The organism is Sphingomonas sp. (genome assembly GCF_035317925.1).
Lineage (GTDB): Bacteria > Pseudomonadota > Alphaproteobacteria > Sphingomonadales > Sphingomonadaceae > Sphingomonas_I.
Genome location: NZ_DATHFV010000090.1, coordinates 1 through 9768, shown reverse-complemented (window position 1 = coordinate 9768; position 9768 = coordinate 1). Strand labels below are relative to the sequence as shown.

Annotated in this window: 6 protein-coding genes; 3 read left to right on the top strand and 3 right to left on the bottom strand. The window is 65.7% G+C overall.

From position 1 onward, the window contains the following. From VK533_RS06955 to VK533_RS06945, 3 genes are all read right to left on the bottom strand, one after another. The coding region (locus VK533_RS06955; protein ID WP_324376140.1) for an N-acetylglucosamine-6-phosphate deacetylase at positions 1–692 on the bottom strand (692 nt) is incomplete at its 3' end. Continuing rightward, positions 692–1699 carry an SIS domain-containing protein gene (locus VK533_RS06950; protein WP_414712287.1) on the bottom strand — a complete coding sequence of 336 codons (1008 nt, stop codon included), beginning with the start codon at positions 1697–1699 and terminating at the stop codon, positions 692–694. The genes VK533_RS06950 and VK533_RS06955, both read right to left, overlap by 1 nt. A gap of 29 nt (positions 1700–1728) precedes the next feature. After that, entirely contained in the window at positions 1729–2463 is a 735-nt protein-coding gene (locus tag VK533_RS06945) for a GntR family transcriptional regulator (protein WP_324376138.1), read from the bottom strand. Between the two features lie 229 nt (positions 2464–2692). Between VK533_RS06945 and VK533_RS06940 the strand changes: the two genes are divergently transcribed. The 3 genes from VK533_RS06940 to VK533_RS06930 form a co-directional block, all read left to right on the top strand. Beyond that, entirely contained in the window at positions 2693–5401 is a 2709-nt protein-coding gene (locus VK533_RS06940; RefSeq protein ID WP_324376137.1) for a TonB-dependent receptor, read from the top strand. Between the two features lie 35 nt (positions 5402–5436). Further along, on the top strand, positions 5437–7707 hold the full coding sequence (locus VK533_RS06935) for a family 20 glycosylhydrolase (protein WP_324376136.1): 2271 nt from the start codon (positions 5437–5439) through the stop codon (positions 7705–7707). Further along, positions 7704–9768 (top strand): glucose PTS transporter subunit IIA (locus VK533_RS06930; RefSeq protein ID WP_324376135.1); only part of this gene is annotated, 2065 nt, incomplete at its 3' end. The genes VK533_RS06935 and VK533_RS06930, both read left to right, overlap by 4 nt.

The following is a 9768-nucleotide window of genomic DNA, read 5'->3' as shown; positions in this document are numbered from 1 at the left end:
GCCGCGCCGACCGCACCCGGTGCGCGGTTCATCAATGGCGACATGGCGTTGAAGACATGGGTGAAACCGGTCAGGCCATGGTCGATGGCGTTGTGCACCGTCTCGTAATCCGCGTCGGTATGGCCCGCCGCCACGATCAGGCCGCGCGCCGCCATCGCCTGGATCTCGCTTGCCGCGACGATCTCGGGCGCGACCGTCACCAATGTGCGTCCATGCTTGAGCGAGGTGAGCAGATCGAAGGCGCGGCCATCGAACTTCCGCAGCCGGGCGAGGTCGTGGATGCCGTGGCGCTTCTCGCTCAGGAACGGCCCTTCGATATGGATGCCGAGCACGCCCGGCACGCCCGCCGCGATCGCCGCATCGACCGCTTCGATCGCACGCGCGACCACGTCGAGATCGTCGCTGATCAGGGTCGGCAGGAAACCGGTCGTGCCATAGCGTCGGTGCGCCGCGCCGATCGCCGCGATCGCTTCGACCGTCGGGCTGTCGTTGAACAGCACGCCGCCGCCGCCATTGACCTGCGTGTCGATGAAGCCCGGCAGCAGGATCCGGCCACCAAGGTCGATCTGCTCGGCATCCGCCGCGGGTTCGGACGAGAGCGCGCGGATGCGGCCGTCGTCGATCAGGACGCACACATTCTCCCGCAAACCGGCCGGCAGCAGTACGCGGCCATTGACGAGCGCGAGCGCCATCAGACCGTTTCCGTGACTTTGGCGAGCGTGGGGGGACGGTCGGGATCGCGTCCGCGCGCTACGGCCAGTTCGTTCACCATGCGATAAAAGCTCTGCACGAGAAGGATCGGCTGCACCAGCGCGTCGGCATCGAGTGCGGGCAGGGTGGTGCCGGGCGCATCCTTCAGCCCGGCGACGAGCAGGGGCGCGTGCCGTGCCGCGAATTCCGCGGCGAGCGATTGCACGCTCGCCTGCGATTCGTCGTCCTGTGCGGTCAGCAGCACCGGAAAGCCGGGGCCGACCAATGCCATCGGGCCATGGCGCACTTCGGCCGCACTGAATGCCTCGGCATGGACGCCGCAGGTTTCCTTGAATTTGAGCGCCATTTCCTGCGCGACGCCGAAACCGTGGCCGCGGCCCACCACATACAGATGGTCCGCATGATCCAGCACGGGCAAAGCCGGCGACCAGTCCAGCGTCCAGGCGCGGTCGAGCAGATCGGGAAGCGCCGTCACCGCCCGGGCGATACGCGCATCCTGGGTCCATTCGGCGACGATATGCAAAATGGCCGCGAGCGTGGCGATGAAGCTCTTGGTCGCCGCGACGCTCTTTTCCGGCCCGGCGCAGAGCGGCAAAGCCGCGTCGGCGAGCGCGAACAAGGGCGAATCCTCGTCATTGACCAGCGAGATCAGGAACGCGCCCTGTTCCTTGGCCGCGGTCGCCGATGCAACCAGATCGGGGCTGCGGCCCGATTGCGAGATGGCGAGCATCACCGCGCCCTGCATCGGCGGCGCGGCATCGTAAACCGACGCGATCGAAGGCGAGGCCGAACTGGTCAGCACGCCGGCCTGCGTCTCGACCAGATAACGGGCGAAGGTCGCTGCATTGTCCGAACTGCCGCGCGCGAGCGTGATGAACACGCGCGGCCGCATGGTTCGCAGCGTTTCGCCGAGCTTGGTGACCGCTTCCGCATTGCGCGCATGCTGGCGGCGCACCGCGCTCGCGGCTTCGGCGGCTTCGGCGAACATCAGCGTGGATTGGGATGACAGGCTGTGGCTCAAGCTGCGCCCGTCCCGAATTCGGCGACATAATCATAGCTGTCGCCGCGATAGAGCGAACGCGTGAACTCGACCGTGCGCCCGTCCTGGGCATAGCCGCGCCGTTCGATCTCGAGCGCGGGCGCACCCGCCTCAACCGCAAGCATCTCAGCCTGATCGACGGTGAACAAAACCGCGCGCAAGCGCTGCAGCACGCGCACGGGCCGCGCGTCGCCGAGCGCCGCATAAAGCGATTCCTCGACCGCATCGAGCGAGCCGAGGCAGATCGCCGGCACCGTCGAGAATTCGAGCGCCATCGATTGCTCGTCAGCATAACGGATGCGGGTGAAGCGGAACACCCGCGTGCCGGGGCTCAGGCCCAGCGCCATCGCTTCTTCCGGCGTCACCAATCCTTCGGAGCGCGCCAGCCACTCGCTGTGCGGATGCCGGCCGCGCGCCTGCATGTCTTCGGTGAAGGACGTGATCGTCGCGAAATTCTTCTCGACGCGCGCGGCGACGAATGTCCCCGCGCCGTGACGGCGGGTGAGCAGGCCGGCATCGACCAGTCCGTCGAGCGCTTTGCGCACCGTGACGCGCGACACCTCGAACGCGTCGGCAAGATCGCGTTCGGCCGGCAAGGCCTCGTCGGCGCTCAATATATGCGATTCGATCGCCTGCCGGAGCACGCGCTGCAGCTGCAGATAAAGCGGCGCGCTATCCCCCGCCGAAAGTCGACCAACCCGTTCAACGAACATCCAATGTCCCCTCCACGCCCCATCCTCTTGCCGCACGAAAGATACCACTACAATACCAAAAATTGCTTTTAATGCATTTTTGGTATTGCAATCTTGTTACCAATCCGTCCTAATCACGTTCGTACAACGGGAATCGGCATCGTATCGGTTCCTGAGTTCGCAGGGTTTGGTTCGCATTGGTCATACATTGGCCTTGTCATCACGGATGAGCGGCATGGGGAGTCTTAGCATGGTCAAGGATCGTAAGGGGATTTTCGCACTCGGCGTAAGCCTGATCGCGATGGCGGTTGCAGCGCCGGTATCGGCGGCAGACGCACCAGTATCGGCGGATGGGGCGGCTACGACGGCAACGCCCGCGCCGGCCACGCAGGCCGGCGACGAAGTCATCGTCACCGGCATTCGCGCGTCGATCCAGGCGTCGCTCGATCAGAAGCGCAAATCGGACATGGTCAGCGAAGTCCTGACCGCGCAGGATATCGGCAAATTCCCGGACAAGAACGTCGCCGACTCGCTCGGCCGTCTGACCGGCGTCAATGTCGTGACCGGCTCGGCCGCCGCCGGCGGCTTCGGCGAGAATCAGAACATCTCGATCCGCGGCACCGATCCCAGCCTCAACCTGACCCTGCTCGACGGCCATTCGGTCGCGACCGGCGACTGGTTCGTGCTCGATCAGCAGAATGGCGGGCGCAGCTTCGACTTCAGCCTGCTGCCGTCGGAAATCGTCGGCAGCCTCGAAGTCTACAAGTCGAGCGAAGCCGATCTGCAGGAAGGCGGCATCGGCGGTACGGTCAATCTCCACAGCCGCAAGCCGCTCGATCTGCCCAAGGGCACGATCTCGCTGACCGGGCAGATGGTTTATAACGACCTTGCCAGCAAGTGGACGCCGCAGGCCTCGGGTCTGGTCAGCTGGAAGAATGACGAAGGCACGTTCGGCATACTCGCCGCGGGCTTCTTCCAGAAGCGCGACTTCCGCCGCGATGGCCAGGAATTCCTCGGCTATGCGGACATCGCCAATTTCGCCGGCACCGGCCAGACGGTCACCGCGCCGAACATGATCGGTGCGACCTATTTCCGCCAGCAGCGCACCCGCAAGGGCGGCCTGATCGCCCTGCAGTTCAAGAATGACCGCTTGGAGCTCAATCTGAATGGTCTCTACACCCGCCTCGACGCGGACAACGTCAACACCAACTCGATGGCTTGGATCAGCCGCGACATCGCCAACAATTCGACTCCCGGGCCGAACTACGCGCTCGCCAATTACACCGTCAGCAACGGCATTCTGACGTCGGCCACTTTCAACCCGACCACGACCAGCGGCGCCACCGTCCAGGGCCGCGTCCAGGACGACATCTTCCGCAAGGCCTATTCGTCGACTTTGGTCGCCAATGCCGACGCCACCTTCCACGCCAGCGACGCTGTGACGCTGACCGGCGAAGTCGGCTACACCAAGGGCGAGGGCGCCACGACCGACACGTTCGCGTGGGAAACCTACTGGAACACCGGCGTGTCCTACACGATCACCGGCAAGACCGCGGACGTCAGCTTCCCGGGCCTTCCGACCGATCCGACCAGTCAGGCCTATCTCAACAATTATTACAGCTGGTCGTGGGGCGGCAAGATCAAGTCGCCCGATACCGAACTTTATGGCCGTGCCGACCTCGAATGGGAGGCGCCGGACAATGGCTTCATCAAGTCGATCAAGGTTGGCGGCCGGTTCGCTCACCACAAGCGTTCGGTCAACTACACCGCTTATGCGTGGCCGGGTAACGGCCTCTATTCGGGCACCAACCAGATCGGCCTCGGCACCGTCTATGACGGCGATCTGATCCCGGGCAATTTCGGCAAGGGCCTGTACGATTTCCCGCAATATTCGCTCGCCGACGAGGACAAGGTGAAGCAGGAGCTGGATAGTGTTGCCGGCGGCCGCCAGTTCGCTTTCTATCCGCCGCTCAGCTTCTCGGTGAAGGAAGATACCGAAGCGGCTTATGCGATGGCCAAGCTGGGCGACGACACCGGCGACTGGCGCGGCAATATCGGCGTGCGGGCGATCCACACCAAGCTCGACACGGTCCAATATTCGCCCAACGCGCCCAATCTGACGATCGTCAACGCGTTCGGCAGCTTCGGCGAGGTCGACGACAACAACAGCTATTGGGACATCCTGCCCAGCGCGAACCTGACCTACAATATCCAGCCCGATTTGCTGGTCCGCGGCGGAATAGCGAAGACGATGACGCGTCCGGGCTATGCCCAGCTCGCCGGCGCCTTCTCGCTGTCCGATCTGGCGCTGACCGGTACCGCGGGCGGCAACCCGCATCTCAAACCGACCCGCGCCTGGAATTACAACCTCGCCGCCGAATGGTATTACGGCAAGCAGGCGTTGCTGTCGGTCGGTGTCTTCTATCTCGACATCTCGTCCTACATCACCGCTCAGACCACGAGCCAGTTCTACGTCACGCTCCAGCATCCGCAGGGCGCGAACTTCCTGGTGACGGCGCCGGTCAACGGCAAGGGCGGCACCAACAAGGGCTTCGAAATCAACTGGCAGCAGCCCTTGTGGTTGGGCTTCGGCGTGATCGCCAACTACACCTACGCCGACGCGAAGGCCTCGGGCGGCGGCACGATCGATGGCAACAGCAAGAACACCTATAACGGCACGATCTACTTTGAGAACGATCTGCTGAGCGCCCGCATGGCCTACAGCTTCCGTTCGAAGTTCCGGTCGGGCATCGATCGCGGTACGCCGATGTGGCAGGATGATTTCGGCCAGCTCGACGGCTCGCTGCTGGTGCATGTCACCAAGCAGATCGCGATCACGGTGGACGCGCAGAACCTGCTCAATCACAAGCTTTACTACTTCGTGGGCGACCCCTCCGTCCCGCGGGCCTATTACAATAATGGCCGTACCTACTGGGTTGGCGCTAAGCTCAACTTCTGAAACAAAGCTTGGCGTAGCGGCGGAGAGGGTTGTCGATGCGCCTGATGTGGATTGCCGCCGCTGCCCTTCTCCCGGGCGCGGCGGTGGCGGACGCCCCGGGCCCCTCTGTGGCAACCGTCTCCCTGCTGCCCATGCCGGCGTCGATTGTGCCCAAGGCGGGCGCCTTCGCGCTGGTGGGCAGTATTTTGTCTTACGATACGCATGACAAGGGCGCGGTCGCGGCAGCGGCCCGTCTCAACGAACTGCTCGTGCGGGCCGGGCTTCCCGCGATCGCCAATGGCAAGGGCCGGGCGATCCGTTTCCGCCGCGATGCCACCATTGCGGGCGGCGAAGCCTATCGGCTTCAAGTCACACCCAATGCGATCACCATAAGCGCCGGCAGCGATACCGGCCTGTTCTATGGTGCGACCACCTTGTGGCAGCTGGTCCAGCGAGCGGGCCCGGCCGGATCAATTCCCGCGATGACGATCGACGACGCGCCGAGCTTTGCCTGGCGCGGGGTGATGCTGGACTCATCCCGGCACTTCCAGCCGGTCGAGTTCGTGAAGGCGCTGATCGATCGGATGGCGCTCGACAAACTGAACGTGCTGCAATGGCATCTGACCGACGATCAGGGCTGGCGCCTGCAGATCGACAAATATCCCAAGCTTACGCAAATCGGCGCCTGGCGGCAGGATGCAGGCGCGGCCGGCTTCGACGCCGAAGGCAAGCCGGTGACGTATGGCGGCTTCTACACCAAGGACCAGGTCCGCGACGTGGTCGCCTATGCCGCCGCGCGCCACATCACGATCGTGCCCGAGATTGAGATGCCGGGCCACGCGACCGCGGCGATCGCGGCCTATCCCGAACTCGCCGCGACCCCGACGCCGCCGACATCGGCGAGCCCGGACTGGGGCATCCTGCCCAATCTCTACAACACCGACGACGCGACCTTCACCTTCCTGGAGAACGTACTCGACGAAGTGATGGCGTTGTTTCCTTCGCGCTACATCCATGTCGGCGGCGACGAGGCGTGGAAGGATCAGTGGGCCGCCAACCCGAAGATCCAGGCCAAGCGCAAGGAACTGGGCCTCGCCAGCGACGACAAGCTCCAGGGCTGGTTCACCGCGCGGATCGGCGCGTACATCGAGAAGCATGGCCGCCGCCTGATCGGCTGGGACGAGATCTTGCTCGGCGACGTGCCGCAATCGGCGACGATCATGTCGTGGCGCGGGATCGACGGGGCGATCACCGCCGCCAAGGCCGGGCACGATACCGTGCTGTCGCCCGCGCCCGATCTTTACCTCGACAATCGCCAGTCTGAATCGGACGACGAGCCGCCCGGCCGCGGTGCGCTGATGGACTGGAAAAAGGTCTATGCGTTCGAAGTCGCGCCGCCCTCGCTCACGGAGGAGGAGCGCAAGCATCTGATCGGACTGCAGGTCAACGAATGGACCGAGCATGCCCGCACCACCGATTATGCCGAGCGCATGATCTGGCCGCGTGCCGCGATCCTGGCCGAGCTTGGCTGGGCCAGGCCGGCGCAACGCGACTGGGATGCCTTCGCGCCGCGTCTCGCCGCTGAACTCGATCGCTATCGTGCGCTCCATCTCGGTTTCGACGTGACGCCCTTGGTGCCGCAGGCCGATCTGTCAGGTTCGCCGGCCGCGCCTCAAGTGGCATTGCGCCAGCAGGCCGGCATCGGCACGATCCGTTACACAATCGACGGCAGCGCGCCGACGGCCGCCTCGCTTGCCTATCAGGCGCCGATCGCGATGACCGGCACGCTTACCGCGCAGGCCTTCCTGGGTGGAGCGCCGATCAGTCCGGCCCAAAGCTGGCCAGTCGACGCGGCGGCGCTGCGAACGCGCTTCGGCACCCAGCTCGAATTGTGCACCGGCGCGGGCAAGATTCCGCTTCGGCTCGAGGATGACGGAACCACCAACGGCAAGCGCGTGGTCCATTGGGTCGACGTGATGCAGCCCTGCTGGCTGTGGCGCGCCGCGCCGATGGACGGCGCCTCCCGGATCACCGCGGATGTGGGCTCGGTCCCCTTCAACTTCGCGATCGGCGATGCGGTCAACCACATCACCTTCCGCAAGCCCGAGACGCCCGAAGGCGAACTCGAAATCCGGCTCGACGATTGCAACGGCCCGGTCGTGGCGAAGCTGCGGCTCGCGCCCGCCAAAGCCAATGCCGGCGTCACCACGCTGACCGGCACGATCGCACCGCAGACCGGCGTGCATTTGCTGTGCGCGACCTTCACCCAGAACGGAGTCGATCCGATTTGGGTGCTCGACAAGCTCACGCTCTCGGGACCGCAATGAGCCTCTCCATCCCGAGCCCACTTGCCGGCTGGGTCACAAAGCTCGATCAGGTGCCGGATCCGGTTTTTTCCGGCCGCATGCTCGGCGACGGCGTTGCGATCGATCCGACCGAAGGCAGATTGGTCGCGCCGGCGGCGGGCCGCATCGTCACGCTCAATCCGTCGGCTCATGCGGTCACGATCGATCTCGACGACGGCACGCAATTGCTGATCCATATCGGCATCGACACCGTCGCGCTGGGGGGCACGGGCTTCACCGCGCACGTCGTCGATGGCCAGCGCGTCGCGGCGGGTGACCTGCTGATCGAGTTCGATCTCGATTACCTCGCACGCCACGCCAAGAGCCTGATCACGCCGGTGATCGTCACCAATGGCGGTACCGTAACCGGCGGGATCGACGGTCTCGTCGAGCGCGGCGCGGCCCTGTTTTCGGTGGATGGGACGGCGGTTGACGTCGCCGGGTCGGCTGCCGCCGCATCGGCGCTGCGGACGCTGCGCGTCCCGCTCAAACATGGCCTGCACGCTCGCCCCGCCGCGCGCATCGCCGATCTCGCCAAGGGGTTCGACGCCACAATCGAGCTGCGCACGGCCGAAGGAAAGACCGCGTCCGCGCTTAGCCCGGTCGCGATGCTTGCGCTGACGCTCGGCCACGGCGCCGAGTTGATCGTGGCCGCCGGGGGCGCGCAGGCCGAAGCGGCAGTGGCCGCGATTGCCGAGCTGATCGAGAGCGGCATGGGCGAACTGGAGCGGGTGTCCGGCGCTCCGGCCACGCCAACAGCGATATCCGTCGCCGCCGAACCGGCGGCGGCGCCCAGCGGTCCGATGCGCGGTGTCACCGCCGCGCCGGGTTTCGTCCTGGCGAAAAGCTTTCACTTCGGCGAAGCGCCGATGCCGGCGATCCGCGAGCAGAGCCGCGGCGTCGAGGAAGAACGCGCGGCGCTCGATGCCGCGCGCGTGACGGTGCGTAACCATCTGCTGCCGCGCTCGACCGGCGCGGATGCGGCCGCGCAGGTCGCACAGGCGCATCTATCCTTTCTCGACGATCCCGCTCTGCTCGCCGAAGCCAAGCGTGCGATCGTCGCGGGCGCGTCGGCGGACAAGGCCTGGACCGAGGCGGGCAGGGGCTTCGCCGCCGCATTGGCGGGCGCGGGCGACCGCTTCGCCGAGCGGATCGACGATCTGCGCGATGTCGAGCGTCAGATATTGGCGGCGCTCCATGGCGAGGCGCTCGATCGCAAGGTGCCCAAGAGCGTCATCCTGGTCGCGCGCGAGATATTGCCGTCCGAACTGATGGCGCTCGCCGATGCGGGCATCGCCGGTATCTGCACCGCCGAGGGCGGCCCCACCTCGCACGCCGCGATCATCGCCGCGTCGATGGGCGTGCCGATGCTGACCGCGCTCGGGCGTGCGATCGAAGCGATCGCGGACGGCACGCCGTTGATCCTCGATGCGAGCAATGGCGTCGTCACGGTCGATCCTTCGCCCGCCGAGCAGAAGGCGGCCAAGGCCGACCAGAAAAGGCGCGAGCAAAGCCGGGTCGAAGCGCGCGCACGATCGCACGAGCCGGCGGTAACGCGCGACGACAAACATATCGAGGTCTTCGCCAATCTCGGTTCGATCGCCGATGCCGAAAAAGCGGTGCGGGAGGGTGCGGAAGGTTGCGGCCTGCTGCGGACCGAGTTTCTGTTCCTCGACCGGCCGAACGCACCCGACGAGGCCGAGCAGCGCGCCACCTATCAGGGCGTCGCCGACGCGCTCGACGGGCGGCCGTTGATCGTGCGCACGCTCGATATCGGCGCCGACAAGCCCGCGCCGTATCTGCCGATGCCCGCCGAGGAAAATCCGGCATTGGGCGTGCGCGGGCTGCGGCTCGGGCTGGCGCGTCCCGAACTGCTAGCGACCCAGTTCCGCGCGCTGATCGGCGTGAACGCGAACGATATCAAGATTATGCTTCCGATGGTTGCGAGCGTGGACGAGCTCACGCGGGCGCATGCGATCCTCGATCGCGAGGCCAGGGCGATGGGCCGCGCCGCGCCGCCGCTCGGCATCATGGTCGAGACGC

What these genes read in the sequence shown, in the direction of transcription:
- VK533_RS06935 (WP_324376136.1), top strand. Translation starts at nt 5,437, where the DNA reads ATGCGCCTGATGTGGATTGCCGCCGCTGCCCTTCTCCCGGGCGCGGCG.
- VK533_RS06940 (WP_324376137.1), top strand. Translation starts at nt 2,693, where the DNA reads ATGGTCAAGGATCGTAAGGGGATTTTCGCACTCGGCGTAAGCCTGATC.
- VK533_RS06950 (WP_414712287.1), bottom strand. Translation starts at nt 1,699, where the DNA reads ATGTTCGCCGAAGCCGCCGAAGCCGCGAGCGCGGTGCGCCGCCAGCAT.
- VK533_RS06945 (WP_324376138.1), bottom strand. Translation starts at nt 2,463, where the DNA reads ATGTTCGTTGAACGGGTTGGTCGACTTTCGGCGGGGGATAGCGCGCCG.